Raw genomic sequence first — 24,076 nt, forward strand, 5'->3', positions numbered from 1 at the left:
AAACGAGGAACGCCCGCAGACGGAGAAGAGAGTGATGGCATGACCCCGTTGACCCAGATGAGCCCCCCGTTGAGCCCGCTGTCAGAAGCAGTGCTGGCCGGCGCGCCCAGCGAGGAGATCGCGCGCCTGCCCGTCCCCGACAGGTACACCGCGGCGCACCTGCGGATCGAGGACGTGGACCTGTTCCGCGGCGTCGACGACAAGGACGTGCGGAAGTCCCTGCGGGTCGGCCAGGTGCCGATGCCGGAGCTGGCGCCCGACGAGGTGCTGGTGACCGTCATGGCCAGCGCCGTCAACTACAACACCGTCTGGTCGGCCATGTTCGAGCCGCTCCCGACGTTCCAGCTCCTCAAGCGGTTCGCCAGGACCGGCGGTTGGGCCGAGCGCCACGACCTGCCCCACCAGGTGGTGGGGTCGGACGGCGCCGGGGTGATCGCCCGGGTGGGCTCCGGGGTGCGGCGCTGGAAGGTGGGCGACCACGTGGTGGTCAGCCCCGCCTACATCGACGACCAGGAGCCCGCCACCCACGCCGAGGGCATGTTGGGGGAGGAGCAGCGCGCCTGGGGCTTCGAGACGAACTTCGGCGGCCTCGCCGAGTTCACGGTGGTGCGGGCCAGCCAGCTGGTGCCCAAGCCCGGGCATCTGACGTGGGAGGAGGCCGCCTGCACCACGCTGTGCGCCGGCACCGCCTACCGGATGCTGGTCGGCGAGCACGGCGCCCGGATGAAGCAGGGCGACGTGGTGCTGATCTGGGGCGCCGGCGGCGGCCTTGGCGGCTACGCCGTGCAGTTCGTGCGGAACGGCGGCGGCATCCCGGTCGGCGTCGTCGGCTCGGCGGACAAGGCCGAGGTGGTGCGCCGGCTGGGCTGCGAGATCGTCATCGACCGCGAGGAGATCGGGCTGACCGGCGATCCGGCGGACGATCCGGACCAGGTGCTCAAGATCGGCAGGCGGCTGGGCGCCCTGGTGCGCGAACGGGCCGGGCGCGACCCGGACATCGTCTTCGAGCACGTGGGCCGGGCCACCTTCGGCATCTCCGTCTTCGTCGCCCGGCGCGGCGGCACCGTGGTCACCTGCGGCTCCAGCACCGGCTACCAGCACGTCTTCGACAACCGCTACCTGTGGATGCGGCTGAAGCGGATCGTCGGCAGCCACATCGCCAACCTCCAGGAGGCGTGGGAGTGCAACCGGCTCATCGAGTCGGGGCGCATCGTGCCCACCATGTCCGCCGTGTACCCGCTGGCCGACGTCGCCGAGGCCTGCCGGCTCGTGCAGACCAACCGCCACCTCGGCAAGATCGCGGTGCTCTGCGTCGCCCCCCGCACCGGCCTGGGCGTGACCGACCAGGAGACGCGCGACCGCATCGGCGAGGACGGGCTGAACCCGCTGCGCGGGCTCTCCGCCGGACCCGCCGAGACCCCGGCGAGATGAGGACCGGCGAGATGAGGACTGGCCAGATGAGGACCGGCGAGATGAGGACTGGCCAGATGAGGACCGGCGAGACGAGGACTGGCGAGACGACGAGGAGCACCATGCACCCACCGGCCAACGCACCCTCCGTCGGGGCCCTCGGGACTGGTTCCTCATGAGGACCGGCGACACGATGACCGGCGAGAGGATGACCGGCGAGACGACGAGGAGCACCATGCACCCACCGGCCAACGGACCCTCCGTCGGGATCCTCGGGACTGGTTCCTACGTGCCCGCGCGCGAGGTGTCCAACGAGGAGGTGGCCGCCCGGGTGCCGGAGATCACGGCCGAGTGGATCAGCCGCAAGACCGCGATCCGCGCCCGCCGGTGGGCCGCGGACGACGAGGCCACCTCCGATCTGGCGGCGCGCGCCGCCACCCGGGCGCTGGCCGCGGCCGGCGTGCCTGCCGACGGCGTCGACCGGTTACTGGTCTCCACCTCCACCGGCGACCACCCGCAGCCTCCCACGGCCGCGCTGGTGCAGCAGCTGATCGGCGCGCACGCGGCCGGCTGCCTCGACATCAACGCCGTCTGCGCCGGCTTCGGTTACGGACTCGAACTGGCCCGTTCGCTGGTGGTCGCCAACCCCGGCAGCCGGGTGCTGGTGGTCGCGGCCGACGTGTACTCGCGGATCCTGGACTTCGACGACCGCCGCACCTCGGTGCTGCTCGGCGATGGCGCAGGGGCCGCCGTCGTCGGCGAGGTTGCCGAGGGGACCGGCATCCTCGCCACCGACCTGACCACCCGCGGCGACCAGGAGCACCTGATCAAGGTGCGCGCCGGCGGCAGCCGGGTGCCGACCTCCGCGGCGACGGTCGCCGAGGGCGGGCACTACTTCACGATGCAGGGCCGCGGCGTCCGCGACTTCGTCATGGAGCAGGTGCCGCCGGCCCTGGAACGGCTGCTGGCCCGCCTCGACCTGGACGCCAGCGACGTGGACTGCTTCGTCCCGCACCAGGCCAACGGCGTGCTGCTGGACGAGCTGGTGGCCCGCTGCGGGCTGCAGAAGGCACATGTCGCCCGGGTCCTGGAGCGCTACGGCAACATCGGCAGCGCCGGCGTGCCGGTCGCCCTGGACGACGCGGTCCGCGGCGGCGCGGTGCGGCCCGGCGACCTGGTGCTGCTGTCCGGGTTCGGCGGCGGCATGTCGATGGCCAACTGCCTGCTGCGCTGGTCGCCGACCGGGGAGGCGCGATGACCGGGACGGCCGGCGGGGTGACACAGGTCGGCGTCGTGGGCGGTGGCGTGATGGGAACCGGCTTCGCGGAGGTCTGCGCGCGGGCCGGGCTGGACGTGGTGGTGGTCGCGGCGGACCAGGACGGGGCCGAGCGGGGCCGGCGGCGGCTGCGCGAGGCGCTGGACCGGCCGGTGCGCAAGGGCAGGATCACGGAGGCGGAACGGGACGCGGCGCTGGCCCGGGTGGCCTTCTCGACCGACGTGAAGGCCCTGCGGAACCGGCAGTTCGTCCTGGAGGCCGTGCGCGAGCGGCTGGCGGACAAGCAGGAGGTCTTCGCCGAACTGGACCGGGTCGTCGAGGATCCGGACGCGATCCTCGCGTCCAACACCTCCTCCATCCCCATCAGCAAGCTCGGCCGGGCGACCCACGATCCGGGGCGGGTGGTCGGCGTGCACTTCTTCAACCCGGTCGCGGCCATGCCGCTCGTCGAGCTGGTCGGCTCGCTGCGGACCCGCCCCGACGTCCTGGAACGGACCCGGGCGTTCGTCACCGACCAGCTCGGCAAGCAGACCGTGCACGGCCGCGACCAGCCGGGGTTCATGGTCAACACGCTGCTGGTGCCGTTCCTGCTGTCCGCCATCCGGCTGCTGGAGTCGGGCGGCGGCACCGCCGAGGAGATCGACAAGGGCATGGTGCTGGGCTGCGGCCATCCGATGGGGCCGCTGGCCCTGGTCGACCTCATCGGCCTGGACATCATCGCCTCCGTCGGCGAGGCCATGTACGAGGAGCTCAAGGAGCCGCTGTACGCGCCGCCCCCGCTGCTGCTGCGGATGATCGAGGCCGGCCACCTCGGCCGGAAGACCGGCCAGGGCTTCTACCCCTACGCCTGAGCACCCAACCACCTGACCACCCAACCACCTGAGCACCCAACCACCCCACCACCTGAGCACCCAACCACCTGAGCACCCAACCACCTGAGCACCCAACCACCTGAGCCACCCCACCACCTGAGCACCCAACCACCTGACCAACCGGAAGGAACGCGGCATGGATCTCGACCTTCGCGACAAGGCGGCGCTCGTCACCGGCGCGAGCAGAGGCATCGGGCTGGCGACCGTGAAGGCGCTGACCGCGGAGGGCGCCAGGGTCGTGGCCGTGGCCCGCACCACCACCAAGGAACTGGCCGCGACCGGCGTCACCGTGGTGCACGCGGACCTGTCCACCGCGGAGGGCGCGCACACCGCGGTGGACGGCGCCCAGGACGCCGTGGGCGACCTGGACGTCCTGGTCAACAACGTGGGCGGCGCGGTGGGCGACATGGCGGGCGGCTTCGCCGACTTCGACGACGAGAAGTGGCACGCCGTCTGGCAGCTCAACTTCCTCGCCGCGGTGCGGGTGATCCGCCGCGCGCTGCCCGGACTGCACCGCACCCGCGGGGCGGTCGTCAACGTCTCCTCGATCGGCGCCCGGATGCCGGGGCAGGGACCCATGCCCTACACCACGGCGAAGGCCGCGCTCACCGCGTTCGGCACGGCGCTGGCCCAGGAGCAGGGCCGGCACGGGGTGCGGGTGAACACGGTCTCGCCGGGGCCGACCCGGACCGGGCTGTGGATCGGCGAGAGCGAGGCGGGCGCCCGGCTGGCCGCCGCCCGGGGCGTGGACCAGGAGACGCTCGCCCGGCAGGTGCTGGCCGAACTGGGCTTCACCACCGGCCGGGTCATCGAGCCGGAGGAGGTCGCCGCCGCCATCGTCTTCCTGGCGTCGCCGCGGGCCGGCAGCACCAACGGTGCCGACTACCACGTGGACGGCGGCATCAACAGGGCGCCGTAGCCGGGCCGGAGAGAGGGCCGGAGAGACCGAGGGGGTGCCGCCCAGCTGGGCGGCACCCCCTCGGCACGGGCACGGCGCGGCAAGCGCTGCCGCGTCAACGGGTCCGGTAGGCGTCCATGATGGTCTGCACCGTCGTGTTGCCCGCCAGGTCCGCGACCTCGGCCCGGAGCGACACCGAGCTGCCGGCCGCCGGGTTCGTCACCCGGATCGCGCCCTTCCGCACCGGCGCGTCCCGCCACGTCTCGCCGCCGTCCAGCGACACCTCGACCGACAGCGCGCCCCGCTGGTCGCCGGCCGCCGAGCCCTGCACGGTGACCGGGATCCGGATCCGCTCCCCGGCCGGCGCGGTGTTCGCCAGGTCGAGCTCCGGCGCGAACCGCACCACGGAGGCGGGCAGCGGGGTCTCGACGTCCTCCGCGACGTGCCCCGACGCGAAGGTGACGGCCGTGGTGACCTCGGTGCTGATGTCGGTGTACCCGCCCCGGCTGATGGTGGTGACCAGCTCGTAGTCCGCCTCCTCGGGCGGCAGTTCGAACCGGACGCAGTCGGGCACGTTCAGCTCGATCGGCGGCAGGTCGAAGCCCGCACAGTGGCGCGCGTCGGCCTCGGTGAGGAACTCCTCGCCGTTCCGGTAGAGCGTGAGGGACAGCGCGTTGCCCGGGCCGTTGATCAGGGAGTTCCCCTGGCCGTCGGTGAACGGCCCGAGGTCGGCGAAGAGCAGGTCGCCGCTCCGGGTCAGGCCGCGGCCCTGGCTCAGGTCGGGGCCGATGACGCCGACGTTCACCGTCAGGTCGTACGTCTCGCCGGCGGCGTACGTGCGCGACGGGGTCTGGTAGTCCGACTCCAGGGTGCTGAGGTCCGGGCTGTACTGCAGGCCCGCGACCACCCACTCGCCGCTTTCGGCCCTGACGTACTCGGTGGTCTCCCGGGGCAGCGGCTCCTCGAACGACAGGAAGTCCCGCAGCCCGGTGGCCGGGGAGTCCTCCGGGTAGACCACGACGCTGCCGGACCTGTCCACCCCGGTGCTGCCCTGGTGGACGGCCAGCTCGGCGACCTCGTCCGCCGCCAGGCTCTCCGTCAGCCCGGTGACGTAGCTGCCGTCGCGCGGATAGGAGGCGTGGTACCGGGCACCCTCGGCCTGCCAGCCGGTGGCGACGAACGAGGAGAACTCCTCGGCCGCCAGCTCCGGTCCGAGGTGCCGGGTGCGGAAGTCGGCCTCCAGTTCGGGCGGCAGCACGAGGTACTCGTTGACCGCGCCGGCGCGGTCGTGGCCCAGGATGATGTCCGTCTGCTCGGCGGTCTCGTCGAAGACGCTCAGGTCGAGGCCCTCGCCCTGGCGCGCGTCGAAGGTGATCACCGTGTCCCCGGTGATCTCCACCAGCGGCTGAACGAACCGCTCGCCCGCGGTCGGGAACCCGTCCGCGTCGAAGGTCAGGGCGTCCAGCACCGCGAAGTACTCGCCGGGCGGCACCCGCAGCGTCACCGACCCGTCCTCGGCCGATCGCGCCTCCGAGGTGCGGGCCTCCGAGGCGGCAACGAGGGTGCCGTCGGTGCCCTCCAGGGAGTACCCCCACTCACCGTCCGGGCGGGGCGCGCCGTCGCGGCCGATCGCCTCGATGGTGAGGTCGTACACCTCCTCCTCGCGCTCCACCGCACCGGCGGTGCGGACCCGTTGCCCGTCCCCCTCGGCGGTCACGGCGACGCTGAACGCGCCGGTGACGTCGCCGCCCAGCGTCGTGTCCGCGGTGACGGTGACGGCGGCCGTGCCGCCGGCCGGCACCGTGACCTGGTCGGCACTGGCCGAGAACATCCCCTCGGGAGCGGGGTTTCCAGCCGGGTCCACGCCCTCCAGCGTCACGTCCAGGGTGAGGTCGGCGTCGCCCAGGTTCCGGTAGGTCAGCTCCCGGCTCACCGGCTCGTCGTCCTCGTGCGGCCAGGCCGCGGTGCCGAAGCTCAACGACGTCGGCTCGGCCACGACACCCTGCCCGAGCGCCGCCGCCACGTCCACCCGACCCGAACCCTGGGCGAAAGCCGGCACGGGGGCGGCGAGCTCCGCGGCGGAGCCGACCAGGGCGGCCTTCAACCGCTCCCCCGTCCAGTCCGGATGCGCCTGCGCCAGCAGCGCCGCCGCGCCCGTCGCGTGCGGGGACGCCATGGAGGTGCCGGAGATCGCGGCGTACCCCTCGGCCACCGGCTCGCCCTCCTGGGACACCCGGCTGCCCTCCACCACGGCCGCCCCGATCCCCACGCCCGGCGCCGTCAGATCGGGCTTGAGCGCGCCGTCCCCGGCGCGCGGGCCGCGCGAGGAGAAGTCGGCGAGCACGTCCGCGTCGTCCACCGCGCCGACCGCCAGCGCGGCGTCGGCGCTGGCCGGGCTGCCCAGCGTCCCGGCGCCTGGCCCGTCGTTCCCGGCCGCCGCCACGAACAGGGTGTCGCTCTCCGCGGACAGCTGGTTGACCGCCTCCTCCAGCGGATCGACGCCGGCCGAGTCGGGTATGCCGAAGCTCATGTTGACGACGTCGGCGCCCTGCGCGACGGCCCATTCCGCGCCCTCGATCGCCGCCGAGGTCGTGCCCTGGCCCTCGTCGCCGAGCACCTTCGCGTTGATCAGTTCGGCCCCCGGGGCGACCCCGGTGTAGCGCCCGTCGGACATCGCCCCGGTGCCGGCGGCGGTGGAGGCGACGTGCGTGCCGTGGCCGTCCACGTCCCCGGTGTGCCCGGAGCCGCTGAAGTCCCGCTCGGCGATCACCTTTCCGCCCGCGAGATCCGGGTGGCTGGTGTCGATTCCGGTGTCCAGCACGGCGATGTCGATGCCCGCGCCGTCGAACCCGGCGTCCCAGGCCGCGGGCGCGCCGATCTGCGGCACGCTCACGTCCAGGCTGGCCTCGACGACCGCGTCCAGCGCGATCGCCGAGACGCCGGCCGCCAGCGCGCTGCCGGCCGCGCCGTCCCGCTGGGTCCCGTCGGCCCCGTCGGTCAGCGCCTGCCAGACCCGCGCGGCGTCCTCCGCCGAGAGCGTGAAGGCCTCGCCGTCGATGCTCTCCAGCCGGGTGGTGTCCTCGGCGCCCGTCGTCCGACGCAGTTCGGCCGCGGCCGCGCCCCCGGAGTCGCCGCCCGCGCCGCCCGCGCCGTCCGCGTAGCGCACGATGACCGGCACGTCCCCGCCGGCGAGACGGTCGTACGCCGGCCGGCTCAGCTCGGTCACGTCGAACAGCCGCTGGTCCAGCACGCCCTGACGGACCAGTGGCGCCGCGTCCAGCGGCATCACCAGCAGCCCGCCGTCGCTCTCCCGCACCGAGAACGGCACCTGCTCCCGACCCTCGGCCCGCCGCACCCCGACGAACCCGTCCCCGGCGTCCAGCAGCACCTGGTCGCCGGTGACCAGCGTCACCGTGCCCGCGACGTCCGGTGCGGCGCCGCCGGCCGGGTCCACCGCGCCGGCGACGGGCGGCAGCAGCGCCACCCCCGCCGCCACGGCGCCCGCCACGACCAACGAGGCCGCGACGGGCGCCCGTTTCTTCCTGTTGTGCATCGAATCTCCCTGGGATTGGGGCTCGTCGGCCCCGCACCCGACAGACCCCTGGTTCCGGCCGTTCCGTTGGTCGATTTTCGGCCAACTCGGCACTCCAGGAACGCCCGTGGCGCGCGCTCGTGCCCCCTGGCGGCGTCCGAGCCCCGCCCTATAGTGGCCGGTATGGCACGGACGCCGGACTTACCTTCCCCCGGCCTGGGAGGCCGGGGGCGCCCCCATCGGCGCGGTGTCCTGCGTGGCGCTGCCGCGGCCGCCGCCGCCGGGACGCTCGGCCTGACCGGAGCGCGCGGCGCGGCCGAGGCCGCCACCGGCTCGCCGACCCCCGCGGCCTCCGCGCCGCCCGAACTGCCGGGCGGGCTGGTGCCGTACCGCTCGCCCTACCGGAACTGGGCGGGCGAGATCGTCCACGAGGGCCTGTGGGCCTGCGCGCCCCGCACCGGCCAGGACGTGGCCGACCTCGCCACCTGGGCGCACGCCGCGGGCTGGCGGCTGCGGGCCCGGGGCATGGCACACACCTGGAGCCCGCTCACCATCACGCCGGACACCGCCCCCGACGCCCGCGTGTTGCTGCTGGACACCACCGCGCACCTCGCCCGGGTGGAGCCGGCGGAACCGCCGGCCGGCGCCCCCGGCGCGGTGCGGGCGCAGGCCGGCGTGCTGCTGGTGGACCTCATGGCCTGGCTGGCCGACCGCGGCCTCGGAGTGACCAGCACGCCGGCCACCGGCGAGCTCACCCTGGGCGGCGCGCTGGCCATCGACGCGCACGGCACCGCCGTTCCCGTCGTGGGCGAGCCCGCCCGCCCCGGCCACGGCTACGGCTCGCTCAGCAATCTGGTGCTGTCCCTCACCGCCGTCGTCTGGGACCCCGCCCGCGGCGCGTACGTCCTCACCACCCTCGACCGCGGCGCCGGGAGCGACGCGTGCGCCGCGCTCGCCACCCATCTCGGGCGCGGGCTGATCGTCGAGGCGGTGCTGCAGGTCGGCGAGGAGGCCCCGCTGCGCTGCGTCAGCCGGGTCGACCTCACCGCCGACGAGCTGTTCGCCGCGCCGGGCAGCCGGGCCGCGGCGGCTGGGCGCACCTTCGGCGACCTGGTGAACGAGTGGGGGCGGGCGGAGGCGATCTGGTTCGCCTTCACCGACCGCCCCTGGCTGAAGCTGTGGGGACTCAGCCCCGACCGCCCGGCCACCTCGCGGGAGGTCACGGGCCCGTACAACTACCCGTTCAGCGACACGCTGCCGACGCCCGTCGCCGAACTCGTCGGCCGGATCACGGCCGAGGGCGCCTGGTACCTCGCGCCCGAACTCGGCGCGGTCCAGTACACGGCCGCCGCGACCGGGCTGACGCTGACCGCCTCCGCGGACCTCTGGGGTCCGTCCCACTGCCTGACCTTCTACCTGCGGCCCACCACGCTGCGCGAGACCGCCAACGGCTACGCGGTGCTCACCCGGCGGGCCGACGTCCAACGGGTCGTCTCCGCCTTCACCGGGCACTACCGGGAGCGCCTCGACGCCTGGGCCGCGGCCGGTCGTTTCCCCATGAACGGCCAGGTGGAGATCCGGGTCAGTGGCCTCGACCGTCCCGCCGAGGTGGTCGCCCCCGACGCCCGGCCGCCGCTGCTCTCCGCCCTCCGCCCGCACCCCGACCATCCCGAATGGGACTGCGCGGTGTGGCTGAACGTCCTCACGCTGCCCGGCACGCCCGGCGCGCCGGAGTTCTACCGCGAGCTGGAGCACTTCTGCCTGCGCACCTTCGACGGCGGGTACGCGCTCACCCGGGTGGAGTGGTCCAAGGGTTGGGGATACACGGACACGGCGGCGTGGACCGACCCCGACGTGCTCGGCACGGACATCCCCGCCTCGTTCGGCGGCGGCGAGTGGGAGCACGCGATCGCCGTTCTGGACCGCCTCGACCCGCACCGGGTGTTCGGCAACCCCTTCCTGGACGGGCTGCTTCCGCGCCCGGAGTGATCTTTTTGTGTAACTGACAAGCTTCGCTCCGTAAGTTTTCTTGTCTTAGGGATGCACGATCGGTGCCCGCTGAGCGCTGTTACGAGCAGAAGGCGCATCGCCGTGTCTTCCGGGGGGCCGCTGGCCGGCTCCTCGACCACGACAGGAGAGGACCCGAAGGTCCGTGAACCCACCACTCGTTGGAGACCCGGACGGGGCCGCGCTCGGCTCGGCCGCGGCCGGTCCCGCCCGCCGCGGTGCCGCGTGCCGGGAGGGCGCCGATGACTGAGGCATCGTCCGCACGACGAACGGGTGTCGCCCCCCTGTCCCCGCTCCCCGCGGACTTCCGGGCCTTCCACCAGCTGTACCGGCCCGCCTACGTCCGCTGGGCCGAGCTCTACCTCGGGGCCCGGGCCGACGCCGAGGAGGCGGTGGACCGCGCCTTCGAGCAACTGGCCGCCGACTGGCGCCAGGTGCTGCGGCTGGACAGCCCCGCCGGATACGCCTGGACCATACTCAAGCACCGCACCATCGACGCCGCCCGGGCCCGCGGGCGGCGGCCCGTGGTGACGGACACCGCGGTCTTCGAGACGCACGCCCTGCACACCGCCGTCGACCCCATCGGCGAGCTGGAGGAGAGCCTGTGTATCTACCAGGCCATCCGCGAGCTTCCCGAACGGCAGCACGACGTCATCGTGCTGCGCTACTGCATCGGCTACAGCACCGTCGAGACCGCGGACATCCTGGGCATCAGCGTGCCCGGCGTGCGGTCCACGGCCCGGTACGCCCGGCACCGGCTGAAGGAAGCGCTCGGGCTGGAGAGCCTGGAGAGAGGAGGACGCGGTGACGGGGGAACCGGAGGAGCGGACCGTTGACCGCGCGCTGTCGCGCGCGGTGCTGCAGTCCCGGCCGTACTCCGAGCAGGAACTCGAGGCCGCCGAGAGCCGGATCGCGGCCCGCGTCAGCAACCGCATGCTGTACCGCGCGCTGTGCCTGGACGACGAGATCCGCGACGGGATCGGCGACGAGATGCGCCGCGCGGCGCGGCGGGCGGCGCGGTCGGCCGGGGAGCCCGAGCGGTTCACCGAGGCGGCGTACCTGGCGATGCTCTGCCGGACCGTGGTCGAGCGGGACGGCGCGCTCCAGCACATGGCGGCCTTCCTCGGGCGGCGGATCCCGCAGCCGGACGGCGCCCGGGTGCTGGGCTGTGTGCTGCAGCTGGCGGGCCGGGAGGACAGCGCCCGCTTCTGGTGGCAGTTCGCCGCCGGCGCCGGTGACACGGCGGCGGCCTACTGCCTGTACCTGCACCATCTGACGCTCGGCGAGGCGTGGGAGGCCGAGCTGTGGCGCCGGCAGGTCGATCCGGGACCGCCGCCGGCCGCGGTCGGGAGGGCCACGGGGAGCACGGGGAACGCGGGGGACACAGGGCTCACGGGGCTCGGGGGACCGGACGAGCCCTGGCGGTGCGGAGCGCACGGGGCGCAGGGGGCGACGGAGGACGGCAGCAACCCGGCGCTGGTGCTCCGGGTGCTGACCGGGCTGCGCGGGGACGGCGGGGAGTACCTCACGGCGACCGCCACCGCGGTCCTGCACTACGTGCCAGGCGCCGTGCACTTCGTCGACGAGATCGAGTTGCCGCTGCCGGTGGCGGACTTCGCGCAGCGCATCGAGGAGCTGACCGCCACCGTCTGAGCCCTTCCGGAGCGGAACGCGTTTGTCGGCGCCGCTTCATTCGTGCGAGCTAATCGGCGCCCCCAGCCGCTTGTGGGGGATTCGGAGGGGCAGTTCTCCGGCGCGACGTCACGCACCACCGGGCGGTCGGCCGACCGGCCCGGCCGCCCCGCCCACCGATCACCGCTGCGTACGGAGGAACCGTCATGGCCAGCACCCGTACCGCCCGAGTCCTCTCCGCCGTGGCCGCCCTGCCCCTGGCGCTCGGCCAACGGAGCCCGGAGGCAGTAACGAGAACGGCCTCCAGACGTGAACGACTCGGGCCACACCGCCCCCAGCCATCTCGGCACCGACGTCGCCCTGTTCTTCAGCAGCTTCTCGTCACCGCACCGTCCGTCGGTCCGCCAGCCCCCGAGGCACCCTCGGGGGGACCCGGCCGGGGGCGATGACGTCCGGGGTGGGTCATCGCCCCGACGCGGACCGGCCGGCAGCGCGCGGTCGCGCCTTCGGGTGCGGCCGCGCGGTCGCGTCCGCCCCCGGCGCGTTGTCGATCATCAGGTGAATCCCTGAGGGCCCCTGACGTTGGGAGTAGCGGGCCTCCACCCCTGGGAGGTGGCGCCAGCACCACCTCTACACCCTGGGGCGGAGATGCCATCGCGACCTCTGGGCGATCCGCGCGGGGGGTGATGCCTCCTAGTTTGATAGGCATGACCACGCCCACTACAGCCCAGACGGCCGAGGCCGCGAAGGCGGTGCGGCCACGGAGGTCGGCGAAGGCCACGGAGACGGCCCCGCCCGCCCAGCCGCCGACCTTCACGACGTACGTCCGCGAGCGTGGCCCGGTGCTCCTGCGCACGGCCCGCTCGCTGACCGCCAACCCCAGCGACGCCGAGGACCTGCTGCAGACCGCGCTCGCCAAGACCTACCTGGCCTGGGAGCGGATAGAGGACCACCGCGCCCTGGACGGCTACGTCCGGCGCGCGCTGCTCAACACCCGCACCTCGCTCTGGCGCAAGCGCCGCGTGGACGAGTACGCCGTGGACGAGCTGCCCGAGCCCGAGCCGGTGCCCGAACCGGACGCCGCGGAGCAGCAGGCCGTGCGGGACGCGATGTGGCGCGCGGTGCTGAAGCTGCCGGCGCGGCAGCGGGCGATGGTCGTCCTCCGGTACTACGAGGACCTGAGCGAGGCGTCCACGGCCGAGGTGCTCGGCGTCTCGGTGGGCACGGTCAAGAGCGCGGTCTCCCGCGCGCTGGCCAAGCTGCGGGAGGACATCGAACTGGTCGACCTGGCGCGGCCCCGGCTGGCCCAGGCCGAACAGGCGATGGCCGCCTGATCCGGCACCTCCCGACGGCACCCTGAGTCACGGGACCCTGAGTCACGGCACCCCGAGACGCCCCCAGGCCCGTGCCCGTGAGTCCGCGCCCGTGAGCCCGTGAGCCCGTGCCCGTGAGTCCGTGCCCGTGAGTCCGTGCCCGTGAGTCCGCGCCTCCGGCGCCGCGCCGGTCGGCGGCCTCAGTGGGCGCCGATCTTGGTCAGCAGATCCACGATGCGCGCCTGCACCTCGGGGTTGGTGGACCGCTCCGCCAGGAACAGCACCGTCTCCCCCGACGCCAGCAGCGGCAGCTGCCCCGGATCCATCTCCGCCGCCGTGTAGACCACGAACGGCGTCCGGGCCAGCAGCCCGTTCACCCGCAGCCAGTCGATGATCCCGGCGCGCCGGCGCCTGACCTGGTTGAGATCCATCACCACCAGGTTGGGCCGGATCTGCTGCGCCACCTCCATCGCCTGGGCGTCGGAGGGCGCGTACGCCGCGTGCATGCCGCGCCGCTCCAGCGACGCCGACAGCGCGTTGGCGATCGCCTGGTTCTCCTCGACCAGCAGCACCCGCGGCGGGTGCTGCTCGCTGTCCCGCGGCGCGAGCGCCTTCAGCAGCACCGCCGGATCGGCGCCGTACGCCGCCTCCCGGCTCGCCTGGCCGAGGCCGGCCGTCACCAGCACCGGCACCTCGGCCGCCACCGCCGCGGTGCGCAGCGACTGCAGCGCGGTGCGGGTGATCGGGCCGGTCAGCGGGTCCACGAACAGCGCCGCGGGGTAGGCCGCGATCTGCGCGTCCACCTCCTCGCGCGAGTGCACGATGACCGGCCGGTATCCGCGGTCGGTGAGCGCCTGCTGGGTGGAGACGTCGGGCTCCGGCCACACCAGCAGCCGTCGCGGGTTGTCGAGCGGCTCGGGCGGCAGCTCGTCGTCCGCCGGGCCCGGCAGCCGCAGGCCGCGGCCGCCGCTCTGCTCGCCCTGGCCCGCCCTGGCGCCCTGGGCCTCGGTGATCTCCACGGCGCCGTTCGGCCCGTCCAGCGGCTCGGGGCCCTCGGCGGCGTCGGCGGCCGGCGCGCCGATCGCGAACTCGCGGCCCGTGGCGGCCGGCAGGGCCGGCGCCGCGGACGCCGTCCTGGGATCCTCGGCGGGCGGCGCGGCGAGCTTGCGGCGCCTGGCCGGCGTGGCCGCGGGCCCGGACGAGCCCCCGCCACGGGACTGGGGGGCGCCGGGGCCCTGCGGGGGCGCGGTGCGCTGCTGCGGCGCGGGCTGCTGGCCCCGGCGGTCGCCCGGGCGGGCCACCGACACGCCCTGGCCCAGGGTCTGCACGCTCACCCCCGGCAACGACCGCGGGTCCGGATTGGCCCGCTCGCTGCCCGGCATCGGCAGCGCGCGCGGCTGGCGAACGGGCGCGGTGCGCGGAGCGCTGCCGTCCAGGATCGGGCTGCGCGCCACCACCGTGTGCTCCACGGGCTGCGGCTCCTCGGCGTCCGGATCCATCTGCTGCGCCTGCCCCATGCCCTCCGCACCGGGGGCGGGGGTGCCGGGGGCGCCGTGCGGGCCCGTGGGGACGGGCTGGGCCACGGCCGGCTCCAGCGCCGCGGCGCCGGTCGGCCCGGCGGGCTGCTGCCGCGGGGCCTGCGGATGTGACTGCGGGGCTGGCTGGTGCGGCGCCTGCTGGGCGTCGCCGGGACCCTCCGGGCCGTACGGGCCGTGCTGCTGCACGGGCCCGATGGCGATGCGCCCCTGCGCCTGCTCCTGGGCCTGCTCCTGGACGAGTGGCTGCCCGGGCTCGGCCGCCAGTCCCTGGGACCCCTGGGAGGTACCCCCGGTGCGCCGGCGGCGCCGTCCGGTCGGCTGCTCGGGCGCCGCCTGGCCGCCGGCCGTGGACTCCGGGACCGTGTCCTCGGGCGCCGTGCCCCCGGGCCCGGAAGGCCCGGGCGGCGACCCCACGGGTGCCGCGTTCCTGGCCGCCTGCGCGGGCAGTTGGGCCTGCGCCGGGGTGAGCGCCCGGCGGCGTCGCCCGTTCCCACCGGATCCACCGGATCCACCGGCCGTGCCGTTCTCGGCCTCGGCCCCGGCCTCCGGGGCGTGCGCGTGCGGCTCGGCGGGCGTGGCGCCCTGCCTGCGCCGGCGCCCGGACGGGGCGCGTTGGGCCGGCTCTATCGCGCCCGGCTCGCGACGGGCCAGGGCCACCGCGGCTCCGCCCTCGGTGCCGCGCGCCGGTTCGGTCGGCATCGGCATCACGGTCGTGTCGCCGGTGGCGTCGCGCGCCTTCCCCGCGCCCGAGGGCCGGGGAGTCGCGCCGGCGGCGACCGGCACCTCCAGCACGTACGCGGACGAGCCGGCGCCGCCCTGGCCGGGCACCTCGTGCGTCTGCAGCACGCCGCCGTGCTGCCGCACGATGCCCTGCACGATCGGGCCGTGCACGGGATCGCCGCCCGGATAGGGGCCGCGCACCTCGATCCGCACCACGTCTCCGCGCTGCGCCGCGGCCACCACGATCGTGGAGTCGCCGGCCAGCGCGCCCCCGGTCATCACCTGCTGCCCGGTGGCGTCCACCCCCGCGACGTCCGCCACCAGATGGGCCAGCGCCTGCGCCAGCCGCTCCGGGTCCACCTCCGCCTCGATCGGCGGGGCGTGCACCGCGAACTGGGCGCGCCCCGGGCCGATCAGCTCCGTCGCGCCCTCCACGCCCGCGGCGACCACCTCGTCCAGCGCGACCAGGCGGCGGTCGAGCTTCTCCCGGCCCTCGTCCAGCCGCTGGAAGCTCAGCACGTTGTCCACCAGGGTGGTCATCCGGGTGTATCCGGCGGCCAGATGGTGCAACACCTGGTTCGCCTCCGGCCACAACTGCCCCGCCGGATCGGCGGCCAGCGTGGACAGCTCGGCGCGCAGCTGCTCCAACGGCCCGCGCAGGCTGTCGCCGAGGACCGACAACAGCTGGGAGTGGCGGGCGGCCAGCGCGTCGAAGGCCCGGCGGTCGGTGAACGTCAGCACCGCGCCGACCAGTTGGTCGCCGTCCCGCACCGGGGCGGTGGTGATGTCGACCGGCACGGCCCGGCCGTCCTTGGTCCACAGCACCTGGCCGCGCACCCGGTGCTTCCGGCCCGAGGTGAGGGTGTCGTGCAGCGGGGTCTCCTCGAACGCCAGCGGGCTGCCGTCGGCGCGCGAGTGCTGGATCAGGGGGTGCAGTTCCTGGCCACCGAGCTGGCTGGCGCGGTGCCCGAGAATCTGCGCCGCGGCCGGGTTGACCAGCACGATGCGGCCGGCGGTGTCCACGCCGACCACGCCCTCGGACGCGGCGCGCAGGATCATCTCGGTCTGCCGCTGCTGGCGCACCAGTTCGGCCTCGGTGTCGAGGGTGCCGGAGAGGTCACGGACGACGAGCATGAGCAGTTCCTCGCCGGAGTAGTCGTCGGCGAACGCCGCCTCGATGGCCGAGGCGTACGCGTAGGGCGTGTGACCCGCGTTGAGCCCGGCGCTCGTCACCTCCACCTGGAGCTCCGCGCCGTCCGTGCGCCGCGCGACCATCCGGGTCGGCCGGGTGCGGACGGTCGGATCCTCCTCGGGGCGGCGCATGGAGCCCGGGATTCGGCGGGGATCGAAGTCGGGAATGATGTCGAGGAGGCCCCGGCCGACCAGGGGCGCGCCCGGAGCCTCCAGGGTCTCCACGGCGATGGCGTTGGCGTTCACGACGGTGCCGTTGCCGTTGACCAGCAACAGGGCGTCGGGCAGCGCGTCGAGTATCGCGGCGAGGCGAGCAGCGCCCCTCGCTGGCCTGCTGCTCACGACGTCGTTCCTCCCTTGACCGTGAGTTCTCAAGCGCACGACCCGGTGCGTGTCATTAGGGGGAGTCTACGGGCAGCGCTCCGGGGCGCGACGGTGCGTTCGAAAGAACGCGATTCAGGAGCGATCAGGCCTGATCACCCCCAATTCGGGGCAGCGCGGGCACCAGGCTGTCCCAACGGGCGATCTCGCAGCCGTTGCTGCGGTCGAAGTGGGCGCTGACCGGCTCGCCCTGCCAGGTGCCCTCGACCTCCGCGGTGGCCGGGCCGCCGTACAGGTAGGTGCACAGGGCGTCGGACGAGGTCGGGGCCAGCGCCTGTTGGGCGTTCTGAACTGCGTCGCAGGCCGCCTCGGGTTCGGGGTGCCGGCCGCCGTCGGGGTCGCAGACGAGCACGTACGTTCCGTCGGCGTCACCCGTGCCGGTGACGGTGATGACGAGTCGGTTGGGCGCGAACGCCGGCAGGGTGTCGGCGCCGACCCCGCCGCCGGCGGTCGCCGGGGAGACGGTCCCGGCGAGGGTGGCGACGGTCAGGGCGGTGATGGCGAGGGTCTTGTGCAGCATGCGGACACTCCGTGAGGTGCGTGCGGATCCGCCGGAGAGGGCCGGCGGAGACGGGGGTGCCTCCCGGCCGTCAGGGTCGGGAGAGGGTGGGCGTCGAGGGGCGGGCTGCCCGCTCTCCCTGCTAACGCTCCCCGACCGTGTTCGTTGCGCAACTCAAGGGCGCGGTCTTCCCTCCTTAGAGTGGAATCCGATTGGCTGCGTCCCTCCGGGCTGTGGCATCATTTGCTCGCACGCGGTCTTCGCGCTGCTGTGCGAGGAGGCTTCGCCTAGTCTGGTCTATGGCGCCGCACTGCTAATGCGGTTTGGGGTGACCCCCCATCCCGGGTTCAAATCCCGGAGCCTCCGCCACTCACACCAAGATCGTCAAGCCGTCAGCCCTGGCTCATCAGCCAGGGCTTTCGTGCTGGTCAGCGGTGGTGGGACCAAACGATTTCGCCCGCCCCCGGGACGTCATGTACGCTGGTCCCGCATTCCAGCCCACCCCTCGCGGGCGAGCTGAGCGCTCGTAGCTTAACGGATAGAGCATCTGACTACGGATCAGAAGGTTGGGGGTTCGAATCCCTCCGAGCGCGCACCAGGTCAGAGGCCCTGTCGATCTTGTCGACAGGGCCTCGCGCATGAGCGGTGACAGCGGTCGGTGACAGCAACCGCCGCGACGGATCAGACTGCCACGGGCAGGCCCGCCTGGCCGTCGCCGTCGTCCTCCCCGTCGTCTCGCCGGTTGCTGTCAGCGCTGAGGGCATCACCCACGCGGTCGAAGGCCGAGCGCTGCGCGTCGAGTCGCACGAACGTGTAGATGTCCATCGTGACCCGGATGGAGCTGTGTCCCAGCACTTCCATGATCATCCGAGCGTCGGCGCCTTGCTCGTGGAGGAGTGACGCGCAGGTGTGACGCAGATCATGAAACCGGACCCTGCGGACCCCGGAGCGGACACACAGCGCCTCGAAGGAGCGATTCAGGTTGCGCGGCTCGATGGGCGTCCCGTTCTTCGTGGTGAAGACGAGCCCCTGGCCCGTGCCCTTCCAGTTCTCGCCGGCGGCCCGCTTGTCTGCGAGCTGCTGAGCGCGCTGCGCGCGGAGCGCTGTCACGCACTCGGCAGGCAGAGCGACCCGGCGCGCCGACCGCTGCGTCTTCGGAGCGACGATCAGCAGCTCTCCGCCTACGCGCTGTAGCGCCTGCCGTACCGTGAGTATGCCCTCGTGCAGGTCCACGTCCTTCCAGCGCAGGCCCAGTAGCTCACCGCGCCGAAGCCCGATGCGTACGGCCAGCTCGTAGGCCGCCCACAGCCGGTTCCCCCGAGCGGCGGTCAGGAGCCGCCGCCCCTCGTCCACGGCGAGCGGTTCGATCTCCCGCTTCGTGCCCATGCCAAGTTCGACGTTCCGGGCGACGTTGCGCGGCAACTCGTCCTCCCGCACGGCGTGCTGAAGGGCGGCCCGCAGGATCACCAGCAGGAAGCGCACGGTCCGATCGGACGGGTACTTCCGGCAGCACTGGCCGACAGCGCAGCAGCGCTGCTTTCTCTCCGGGCGGTTCTTGTCCTTTCCCTGAGCGCAGCACTGGCAGGTGCGGGCCGTCTTGACGAGGAACGCCCGGATATCCCGAGCGGCGAGCCGGGCGATCTTCTTTTTTCCGAGGCCCGGAACGATGTAGTTCCGAACTAACGACTCGTAGTTGACGTAGGTCGTCTTCCGGACCTTAACGTTCGCCACGTTCGTCAGCCAGTAGGTCAGATATTCGGCGAGCGTCATCTTATTCGTGGCGATGGGCACGCCACTGTTGGAATCCGCCTTGAGCTTGGTCAGCTTTTCGTGAGTCTCCTCCCATGTCTTTCCATAGACGGTGCGCCGCTTGAAGGTCCCATCGGTTGTGAGGACGTAGGCTTCGCCTACCCAGCGTCCATCTTTCCTCTGAAAGATGCTGCCCTCTCCGTTTGCGTTCTTCTTCCCCATCAGTAAGCCTCCCTCTCAGTGAGTCGATTGATGTAGTCGCGGAGTGCGTCCTCGCTTATGCGTCGGCTTCGGCCGATCGTCACGGAGACGAGTTCGCGGGAACGGATCAGGTTGTAGACGGTCCAGCGGCTCACCTGGAGGCGAACGGCCACCTGGTCCACGGTCAGCAGGACCACCGGGCGATCCCGATTGGAGCGACTCATTCGACCTCCCAGTGATCGGATTCCCGCCACCGCAGGTCGGCCAGAGCTTCACGGGCGATGCGGCGATTTTCTGCGATGGCATCTCGAATCCCTTCGGCAATCTGTTCTTCGGTCTTGCTCGCGTATCCCGTTCCGACGAATCTCAGGTCCGAATCGACGATCAGCTTTCCAGCCGTGTTGAATCGCTTGCTGAGTTGGTCAGCTCGGTAATTTGCGCGCGCAGCTCGGAGCGTGGTCAGGGTCGTGCTGTAGGCGCGGCTTTTGGTCGAGAAATGGCCGCCGTAGCCGAGTTGATGTGCCCAGCGCCTCAGTTTCAGGTCCCGGAATTCCGGAAGTCGTCCGAGGCGCCATGCGGTCGTGATGAACTCCCGCACGTGCGAGGAAACGCGCAGTGCGGAGAGCGGAATGCGGAGACCCGTTCCCCCGCAGTGGTGGCAGACACGTGCCAGCCCTGTTCCTCGGCAGCCCTTGCAATACAGCGGGAAGTCCACCGTGCCGGATTCCTCGGCCGCTTTCGTGACGTACTTGGCGATGTACGCCGCAACCTTGTCGGCGGATCCGTCGCCCGTCTCGGGTATCGGCCGCACGTCCACCTGAGCGCCCCAGGTGAGATTCCACTGCCCGACCCGGCTGGGGCACGTGACTACCCGAGCACGCGATGCGGCCCGACGCGCGGACGCGGCGATGATCTCGTGATCCGCCCAGTCCGGCAGCGCCCCACCTTGCTCGGGCGGATCGAGGCGCATCACCGCGTGAAAGTGGACCAGCCCCCGCCGCTGGAACTCCGCCACCTTGACGAAGGAGAGACACGCCAGCCGGGCGAACTCCGCCTTGCTCACCCCGGCCGCGCGGGGAAGTTCCTGACGGCGCACCACGTCGGTGAAGCGGCTCCACAGCCGACCGGCATGCGCGTTCCACAGCACGGCACCGGCGTAGTCGTAGCAGGCGGCGCACAGCGGCGCCCCGATCAGCGGATCCTCCGCCGCGTGTCGCATCCAGCAGGCCGAGGGAATCCCGTGCTCGCACTCGCCACCGTCGCGCCGAGGACGACAGGCGCCGTCCGCCGAACGCGTGTGAACGGGGCCGAATGACGGCGCGGTGAGGGTCAGGAGCACCCGGGGGTGCGTCGAGACGGACGCCGGTACGCCCTTGCCGCCCGCTAAGCCCGCCTTCACCAGGTGCCAGGTGTCCCACTGATAGACGCGCGAGCAGGGCGCGCACCAGGCGCGGCGCCGGTTGCCGCAAGGGACCATCAGGGGAGCGTGTTTGTCGCTGGTCAGCTCGTGAAGTATCTCGCCGGTCGCGGAGTCCACGAGTAGGACGCTTCCTGCGAGCCGCACCGGATGGGCGCAGCCCTCGATCCTTCGTACATCTGTCTCCCATCTCCTGTAGTCCGGCGCGGTGATCCGTTCGAGCCACCGGCCGAAGTCCGCCCACTCTGCCGCTGTCATGTCCGGGGGGCGATCTCCCAGGACAAGATGTAGGACATCTTGCTCCACATCGACATGCTAGCTGAAGATGTGCTACCTCTTGGGCTTCATTTTGTGTTGTGGAGGTGTCGGGGTTCTATGACCGAGGAGGAGCGCCAGGGACCGGCGTGGCGCGCTATCGCGGATCAGCTGCGGTCTGACGTGGGCGACGAGGTGTACCCCCCGGGTGGGGCCCTTCCGGGCGAGATCCAGTTGGCCGCGCGCTATGAGGTGTCCAGGCCGACCGTCCGCCGGGCGATCAACGCGCTTGTGGGAGAAGGACTGCTGAGCGTCGCCCACGGACGGGGCACCTTCGTCCGCCCCCGCCCGGACCGGCGAGTCATTCTGTTCAACGACCCAGATCCCGTCGATCTGTTGGACGACTCCTACGAGCCATCCGAGCAGGGTTGGCTACGAGTGGAGCACCCACGCGCAATCGCCTTGAGGCGTGGGGACAGGGCGAAAGCCGTGCTGATCACGACCGCCGCGCGCGACGAGGCCGAAGCCCTCAACACTCGGACCGGCACATGGGTCCTGCGCCGTTACCAGTACTGGCGCCACCGCACGACACATCAGACCATCGCTCTCGCTTCGGTTATCCCCTCGCATCTCGTGGGGGTTTGGTCTGATCCGGAGGCCGAGTCACCTCAGGAGCCAGACGATCTCTGGGACCGCGATCCGAGTGATTCTGACCATCCACATGCGTCTACATCGCTTCCCAGCGAGGAAGCGCCCGAGGGGTTCGACGAGGAGCACGAAGGCGAAGACGCCCCGGAGCCCTTGCGGAGCTACTACGAGAAACTGAGGGAAGACCGAGGACCAGTGCGGTTCGTCAGCACTGTCACGGCCCGGATGCCCGTGGGTGACGAAGTCACCGACCTGGACGTGCCCACCGGAACGGCCGTGCTCGAAGTCCGCCGGACCATGACCGACGAGAACGGGCGCCCCCTTGAGGTCACGATGGTCACTGCCCCCGCCGACCGCTTCGAAGCCGCCAGCTCGGCCGAATGGCTCTCCGCCACCCGTCCCACGGGCGGCGACGCAGCGGCGGTGCTCCGCCTGTAGGTTCCGCAAAGTTTCTCTACAGGATCAAGGGCGCGCCTTCGGCGCGCCGGGTGGCGGGCTGGCCCTTGCGGGACGGGCATGCGGCCTTCGGCCGGTCCCGCCCGCAAGCCGCCCACCACCCGCGCTCGGCAACACGCCGACACCCAAGAGCACTTCCGCGATCTACACCGAGAACTGCCGAGCGTCGCACGATGGTTGGATGGCTGGGGCGGACGGCCTCCGAGGCTTTAGGCAGCCACCAGGGGGCGAGCCTCGAAGAGCAGGGGGCCAGATCGGGCCTTAGCGGGCAGGCCAGGAGCCAGCCCGATTCGCCGCACGAGCGTATGGCCCCCTGCTCTCTCGCCCCCTGGCAGCTCCCGCCCAAAGCCTCTCCGGCCGCCCGCGCACTCTTGGCGCGGGCCGGGTATGAGGGCTACTTCTTCTTGCGTGCTTGCTTCTCGGCCGCGCGGCGCTGGGCGCGGTTGCCGTTGAGATCGGGAGCAACGGCCGTCTTGTCCTTCTTGACGGTGTAGCCGCTGGTGGCCCCTCCGGTATGGGTGTCAGTGCGGCGAGTCTTCGGCATGATCGTCTCTTCGTCTCTCGGTCAGCGGGTGGGTCGGGTTGTCTTGGGCGGAGGGTTGTCCTTCGGGCCGCCCTTGGCCAAGCGGTTCATCGGTCTCCTCTCTCGTGGTTGGTGGATTGCGGCCGTATCCCGTTGGCCGCCGGGTGGGGCCCCGCCCTGCCGTTGGAAGGATGTCCTCCGATCCCGCAGGCAGGGCGGGGCTGCTTCGGCGGCGCTGGCCCGGGGCGGGAGCTGAGCCCGTCGGCTCAGGTCGGGCACGTCTGCCCGTCTCGGGGCTGGTCCGGTCGGAAGCGCCGCCGCTCCGTCCCCGACGGAGGCCGGGGGCGGATGGGTGACCCTGCCGAGCCCGGGAGAGCGCAACGGGGCTTCGAGACGCTCAATACCGGGCGGCAGGGGGCTGATGCCCGTCAGGGGGGCGGGCGCGTTGGTCGGGGTGGGGCGCCCGGAGGCCAGGCGTGGAACCGCCGGCGGCGCGGCAGCGGCACGGTTGGGCAGGCCGGGGCGCAGGCGTAGAGGCGGAGCGAGTAGCCGTGGTCGGCGACATCGCCGAGGCAGCGGGCGTCCATGCCCAGGTGCCGCCCACACCGGGCGCAGTCGATGCCCAGTAGTTGCCGCTCATTCAAGCGCGTCACCTCAGGCAGTGGCTCAGCGCTGGTCTGCTGCTCCCGCTCGGCCACCACGGTCGTCACCACGCCGCCTCCGGGCTCGGGCGGGTCACCGTGGCGGCGCTCTCGATCTGCCAGCCGAGCCGCTGGTACGTCTCGTGCAACTTCTCGCGGTTCACTGGCGCCCCTTGGACTGGCAGATGGAGCACGGGAACGGGCAGGGCGGCACCGGTTCCCCGGAGGGGACCACCAGCAGCCCGGACGCGGAGAGAGATTGCGGCGCCGAGGGGTCCGGGCGCATGGCCTCCTGGCACGCCAGGCTCAGCGCCCGCCCTATGGCACATGCCACGTCGGGCCCGCAGGTCTCACACTCGGCCACGTGGAGTGCATAGGCGCCGCGCAACTGCTCCACGTCCGCCGGCCGCGGGTACTCCGAGACCGCCTGCCGCAGGTCTGTCGGTCGCGCCGTCCATTCCTCGCCCCCGCACACCGGTCGCAGCAGCGCGAACGGCCCACCCTCGCCCAGGTACACGCCCAGCCGATCCGTGGCCCCGTCTCTCACCAACGAGCCGACCGGCAGGTGCCCCGAGCCCTTCACCGGGCCACCTCGACGCCGTGAATCCGGCTGGGACCCACGTCGATCCCGTAGGACGCCAGCCACAGCGCTCGCCGACGCTCCCTCTGAGCCGTCAGCAGTTCACGGCGGTCCTGCCACTCACCGAGGGGCAGCACGTACGGGCGGACCACCTCGTCCGCACCGCGCGGCAGCAGCAGCGTCGGCGGGTCAAACTTGGCGACGACCGCAGCGGAGCGGCGCAACCGATGACGGCCGCGCGGAGGGTCCAGCAGCCGGAGCAGTAGCCCCAGGGTCTTGGCGATACAGTGCGGCATGTCAGCGCTCCTTCACAGCGTTGGCCACGCCCCCGGACCCC

At 72.7% G+C, this 24,076-nt stretch carries 18 protein-coding genes and 2 tRNA genes; 11 read left to right on the plus strand and 9 right to left on the minus strand.

All coding sequences use genetic code 11. The annotated features are described in order from the left end of the window. The first annotated feature begins 39 nt into the window (after positions 1-39). The 4 genes from ccrA to ABGB06_RS18090 all read left to right on the plus strand — a co-directional run bounded on the left by ccrA (position 40) and on the right by ABGB06_RS18090 (position 4,477). Positions 40-1,431, plus strand: coding sequence for a crotonyl-CoA carboxylase/reductase (ccrA, locus tag ABGB06_RS18075; RefSeq protein ID WP_347590526.1), 1,392 nt, complete (start codon positions 40-42; stop codon positions 1,429-1,431). A gap of 172 nt (positions 1,432-1,603) precedes the next feature. Then, on the plus strand, positions 1,604-2,668 hold the full coding sequence (locus ABGB06_RS18080) for a ketoacyl-ACP synthase III (protein ID WP_347590528.1): 1,065 nt from the start codon (positions 1,604-1,606) through the stop codon (positions 2,666-2,668). Continuing rightward, positions 2,665-3,537 carry a 3-hydroxybutyryl-CoA dehydrogenase gene (locus ABGB06_RS18085; protein WP_347590530.1) on the plus strand — a complete coding sequence of 291 codons (873 nt, stop codon included), beginning with the start codon at positions 2,665-2,667 and terminating at the stop codon, positions 3,535-3,537. The genes ABGB06_RS18080 and ABGB06_RS18085 overlap by 4 nt, the downstream gene beginning before the upstream one ends. 157 nt (positions 3,538-3,694) lie before the next feature. Continuing rightward, a complete protein-coding gene (locus tag ABGB06_RS18090; protein ID WP_347590532.1) occupies positions 3,695-4,477 on the plus strand; it encodes an SDR family oxidoreductase in 783 nt (260 codons plus the stop codon). Between the two features lie 94 nt (positions 4,478-4,571). Here the strand turns inward: ABGB06_RS18090 and ABGB06_RS18095 are convergent, their stop codons facing one another. Further along, entirely contained in the window at positions 4,572-8,009 is a 3,438-nt protein-coding gene (locus ABGB06_RS18095) for a S8 family serine peptidase (protein ID WP_347590534.1), read from the minus strand. A gap of 162 nt (positions 8,010-8,171) precedes the next feature. Between ABGB06_RS18095 and ABGB06_RS18100 the strand changes: the two genes are divergently transcribed. From ABGB06_RS18100 to ABGB06_RS18115, 4 genes are all read left to right on the plus strand, one after another. Continuing rightward, complete coding sequence (locus ABGB06_RS18100; protein WP_347590536.1) at positions 8,172-9,977, plus strand: cholesterol oxidase substrate-binding domain-containing protein; 1,806 nt, start codon at positions 8,172-8,174, stop codon at positions 9,975-9,977. A 260-nt stretch (positions 9,978-10,237) separates the two neighbouring features. Beyond that, positions 10,238-10,831, plus strand: a complete 594-nt coding sequence (locus ABGB06_RS18105; RefSeq protein WP_347590538.1) for a sigma-70 family RNA polymerase sigma factor — start codon at positions 10,238-10,240, stop codon at positions 10,829-10,831. After that, positions 10,800-11,648 carry a hypothetical protein gene (locus ABGB06_RS18110; protein WP_347590540.1) on the plus strand — a complete coding sequence of 283 codons (849 nt, stop codon included), beginning with the start codon at positions 10,800-10,802 and terminating at the stop codon, positions 11,646-11,648. The genes ABGB06_RS18105 and ABGB06_RS18110 overlap by 32 nt, the downstream gene beginning before the upstream one ends. A gap of 686 nt (positions 11,649-12,334) precedes the next feature. Continuing rightward, positions 12,335-12,961: a SigE family RNA polymerase sigma factor gene (locus tag ABGB06_RS18115; protein ID WP_347590542.1), complete on the plus strand. Its 627-nt coding sequence runs from the start codon at positions 12,335-12,337 to the stop codon at positions 12,959-12,961. Between the two features lie 179 nt (positions 12,962-13,140). Here ABGB06_RS18115 and ABGB06_RS18120 read toward each other — a convergent pair whose 3' ends face one another. Both ABGB06_RS18120 and ABGB06_RS18125 read right to left on the minus strand, forming a co-directional pair. Beyond that, positions 13,141-16,731 (minus strand): PAS domain-containing protein, encoded by a 3,591-nt coding sequence (locus tag ABGB06_RS18120; protein WP_347590544.1) that lies wholly within the window; start codon positions 16,729-16,731, stop codon positions 13,141-13,143. A gap of 124 nt (positions 16,732-16,855) precedes the next feature. Next, entirely contained in the window at positions 16,856-17,290 is a 435-nt protein-coding gene (locus ABGB06_RS18125) for an SSI family serine proteinase inhibitor (protein ID WP_347590546.1), read from the minus strand. A 255-nt stretch (positions 17,291-17,545) separates the two neighbouring features. On the opposite strand from ABGB06_RS18125, the gene ABGB06_RS18130 reads away from it, so the two are divergent. Both ABGB06_RS18130 and ABGB06_RS18135 read left to right on the plus strand, forming a co-directional pair. Beyond that, positions 17,546-17,638 (plus strand) — tRNA-Ser (locus ABGB06_RS18130). Between the two features lie 151 nt (positions 17,639-17,789). Further along, positions 17,790-17,862: transfer RNA gene (locus tag ABGB06_RS18135), tRNA-Arg, on the plus strand. An 88-nt stretch (positions 17,863-17,950) separates the two neighbouring features. On the opposite strand, the gene ABGB06_RS18140 is transcribed toward ABGB06_RS18135, so the two are convergent. The 3 genes from ABGB06_RS18140 to ABGB06_RS18150 are packed head-to-tail and all read right to left on the minus strand — an operon-like array spanning position 17,951 to position 20,942. Beyond that, on the minus strand, positions 17,951-19,240 hold the full coding sequence (locus tag ABGB06_RS18140; RefSeq protein ID WP_347590548.1) for a site-specific integrase: 1,290 nt from the start codon (positions 19,238-19,240) through the stop codon (positions 17,951-17,953). Beyond that, entirely contained in the window at positions 19,240-19,443 is a 204-nt protein-coding gene (locus ABGB06_RS18145; protein ID WP_347590550.1) for a helix-turn-helix domain-containing protein, read from the minus strand. The genes ABGB06_RS18140 and ABGB06_RS18145 overlap by 1 nt, the downstream gene beginning before the upstream one ends. Continuing rightward, positions 19,440-20,942 (minus strand): replication initiator, encoded by a 1,503-nt coding sequence (locus tag ABGB06_RS18150; protein WP_347590552.1) that lies wholly within the window; start codon positions 20,940-20,942, stop codon positions 19,440-19,442. The genes ABGB06_RS18145 and ABGB06_RS18150 overlap by 4 nt, the downstream gene beginning before the upstream one ends. 69 nt (positions 20,943-21,011) lie before the next feature. Between ABGB06_RS18150 and ABGB06_RS18155 the strand changes: the two genes are divergently transcribed. Then, positions 21,012-21,977, plus strand: a complete 966-nt coding sequence (locus tag ABGB06_RS18155) for a GntR family transcriptional regulator (protein WP_347590554.1) — start codon at positions 21,012-21,014, stop codon at positions 21,975-21,977. Between the two features lie 412 nt (positions 21,978-22,389). Here the strand turns inward: ABGB06_RS18155 and ABGB06_RS18160 are convergent, their stop codons facing one another. The 3 genes from ABGB06_RS18160 to ABGB06_RS18170 all read right to left on the minus strand — a co-directional run bounded on the left by ABGB06_RS18160 (position 22,390) and on the right by ABGB06_RS18170 (position 24,035). Further along, the gene (locus tag ABGB06_RS18160) at positions 22,390-22,539 is read right to left on the minus strand and encodes a hypothetical protein (protein WP_347590556.1); all 150 of its coding nucleotides are present in this window, start codon (positions 22,537-22,539) and stop codon (positions 22,390-22,392) included. A gap of 780 nt (positions 22,540-23,319) precedes the next feature. Then, on the minus strand, positions 23,320-23,742 hold the full coding sequence (locus tag ABGB06_RS18165) for a hypothetical protein (RefSeq protein ID WP_347590558.1): 423 nt from the start codon (positions 23,740-23,742) through the stop codon (positions 23,320-23,322). Then, positions 23,739-24,035, minus strand: coding sequence for a hypothetical protein (locus tag ABGB06_RS18170; protein ID WP_347590560.1), 297 nt, complete (start codon positions 24,033-24,035; stop codon positions 23,739-23,741). Before ABGB06_RS18170 ends, ABGB06_RS18165 begins: the two co-directional genes overlap by 4 nt. Positions 24,036-24,076 lie beyond the last annotated feature (41 nt).

The sequence above is a fragment of the Streptomyces sp. B6B3 genome (assembly GCF_039871525.1).
In the GTDB taxonomy this organism is placed as follows: domain Bacteria; phylum Actinomycetota; class Actinomycetes; order Streptomycetales; family Streptomycetaceae; genus Streptomyces.

What these genes read in the sequence shown, in the direction of transcription:
- ccrA (WP_347590526.1), top strand. Translation starts at nt 40, where the DNA reads ATGACCCCGTTGACCCAGATGAGCCCCCCGTTGAGCCCGCTGTCAGAA.
- ABGB06_RS18080 (WP_347590528.1), top strand. Translation starts at nt 1,604, where the DNA reads ATGACCGGCGAGAGGATGACCGGCGAGACGACGAGGAGCACCATGCAC.
- ABGB06_RS18085 (WP_347590530.1), top strand. Translation starts at nt 2,665, where the DNA reads ATGACCGGGACGGCCGGCGGGGTGACACAGGTCGGCGTCGTGGGCGGT.
- ABGB06_RS18090 (WP_347590532.1), top strand. Translation starts at nt 3,695, where the DNA reads ATGGATCTCGACCTTCGCGACAAGGCGGCGCTCGTCACCGGCGCGAGC.
- ABGB06_RS18095 (WP_347590534.1), bottom strand. Translation starts at nt 8,009, where the DNA reads ATGCACAACAGGAAGAAACGGGCGCCCGTCGCGGCCTCGTTGGTCGTG.
- ABGB06_RS18100 (WP_347590536.1), top strand. Translation starts at nt 8,172, where the DNA reads ATGGCACGGACGCCGGACTTACCTTCCCCCGGCCTGGGAGGCCGGGGG.
- ABGB06_RS18105 (WP_347590538.1), top strand. Translation starts at nt 10,238, where the DNA reads ATGACTGAGGCATCGTCCGCACGACGAACGGGTGTCGCCCCCCTGTCC.
- ABGB06_RS18115 (WP_347590542.1), top strand. Translation starts at nt 12,335, where the DNA reads ATGACCACGCCCACTACAGCCCAGACGGCCGAGGCCGCGAAGGCGGTG.
- ABGB06_RS18125 (WP_347590546.1), bottom strand. Translation starts at nt 17,290, where the DNA reads ATGCTGCACAAGACCCTCGCCATCACCGCCCTGACCGTCGCCACCCTC.
- ABGB06_RS18140 (WP_347590548.1), bottom strand. Translation starts at nt 19,240, where the DNA reads ATGGGGAAGAAGAACGCAAACGGAGAGGGCAGCATCTTTCAGAGGAAA.
- ABGB06_RS18145 (WP_347590550.1), bottom strand. Translation starts at nt 19,443, where the DNA reads ATGAGTCGCTCCAATCGGGATCGCCCGGTGGTCCTGCTGACCGTGGAC.
- ABGB06_RS18155 (WP_347590554.1), top strand. Translation starts at nt 21,012, where the DNA reads ATGACCGAGGAGGAGCGCCAGGGACCGGCGTGGCGCGCTATCGCGGAT.
- ABGB06_RS18160 (WP_347590556.1), bottom strand. Translation starts at nt 22,539, where the DNA reads ATGCCGAAGACTCGCCGCACTGACACCCATACCGGAGGGGCCACCAGC.
- ABGB06_RS18170 (WP_347590560.1), bottom strand. Translation starts at nt 24,035, where the DNA reads ATGCCGCACTGTATCGCCAAGACCCTGGGGCTACTGCTCCGGCTGCTG.